This is a genomic window from Streptomyces sp. NPDC102279, from assembly GCF_044766365.1.
Taxonomy (GTDB): domain Bacteria; phylum Actinomycetota; class Actinomycetes; order Streptomycetales; family Streptomycetaceae; genus Streptomyces.
In genome coordinates this window covers 101,903-103,165 of sequence record NZ_JBIWLU010000022.1, presented here as the reverse complement: position 1 = coordinate 103,165, position 1,263 = coordinate 101,903, and the positions used below count along the sequence as shown (strand labels likewise).

The 1,263-nt window shown below is 66.4% G+C and carries 1 protein-coding gene; it reads right to left on the bottom strand.

Annotated features, from left to right (window positions below; genetic code table 11):
• On the bottom strand, positions 1-649 hold a 649-nt coding region (locus tag ACIRQH_RS39120), incomplete at its 3' end, for a ScbR family autoregulator-binding transcription factor (protein WP_404230208.1).
• Between the last annotated feature and the right edge of the window lie 614 nt (positions 650-1,263).

Here is a 1,263-nt window from a genome sequence, read left to right as displayed (position 1 = left end):
TGTTGTTGTGGAGTTGTTCGATTTCGGTGTAGGTGGTTTTGCCGCGTTGGGGGGTGAGGTTGAGGGTGGTGAGGATGGGTGGGTGGATGATGTTGGGGAGGGTGTGGGTGAGGAGGGTGGTGGTGCGGTGGTCGAGGTCGGTGTAGTTGGTGATGGCTTGGGACATGGCTTGGATGCCGGCGTAGGCGCCGACGAGGAGGTCGGCGGTGTCGGTGGGGTTGATGTGGGGGAGGAGTTCTCCTTGTTGTTTGGCTTGGGTGAGGAGGGTGGTCATGCCGTGGCTCCATTCTTGGAAGCTGGTGCCGCGGTCGAGTTCGGTTGCTTGTTGGTCCATGGCGAGGCGGACGCCGGCGCGGACCATGGGGTCTTTTTGGAGGCGGTAGGTCTGGAGGAGGACGGTGTCGACGACTTCTTGGGTTTTGCAGGTGCGGGGTGGGACGGTGCCCATGTGGCGGCCTTGGGCGGCCATGACGCCGTAGGCGAGGTCTTCTTTGGATTGGAAGTGGAAGTAGAGGGCGCCTTTGGTGACGCCGGCGGTGGTGAGGATGTCGGTGATGGTGGCGGCTTGGTAGCCGCGTTCTTCGAAGACTGATGCTGCGGCGACGAGGATGGTGTGTCGTGTGCGGATGGCGCGGTCTTGTTTGGCCATGGGGTGCCGCCTCCGGGGGTTGTGGTGCCTGGGGAGGCGCCCGTAAAAAAAACCGTCAAGTTCGTATCTTAGCGGCTTGGGTGTGGGGTGTCGTGGGGTCGCGGGGGTGTGATCGGCGGTGTGCGTCCGGGTGTGAGGGTCTGGTAGCCGGTAGCCGGTAGCCGGTAGCCGGTAGCCGGTAGCCGGTAGCCGGTAGCCGGTAGCCGGTTGTGGTCGGGGTGGCGGGGGCGGGGTGGGGTGGGCCGGTGCCGGGTGGCTTCGGGTTGGGTGAGTTTGTGCTGGTTTGGGGTGTGGGTCGCGGTTGTGTGTGCTTGTCCCGAGGGGGTCTGGCCTCGGTGGTGGGGGTGAGGCTGTGGGGGTGAGCGGTCGTGTGCGGGGGGCTCGCTTCTTCGGTGCGGTCCGGGGGGTGGCTGCTTCGCGTTGAGGGGGGCGTGTTCCTGCGCGGTGGTGGGGCTGTTGTGCCGGAGGCCGGCTGGCCGGGGTGGGTTGGGCCTGTTCCGGGCCTGGTGTGTGCTGGGGCCGCGGGCGGGCGCGAACTGCTCTGCCTGGTATCGGGGTTCGGAGCGGAGCCGGTACGCCTGTGCTGGTGCTGGTGCTGGTGCTGGTGCTGGTGC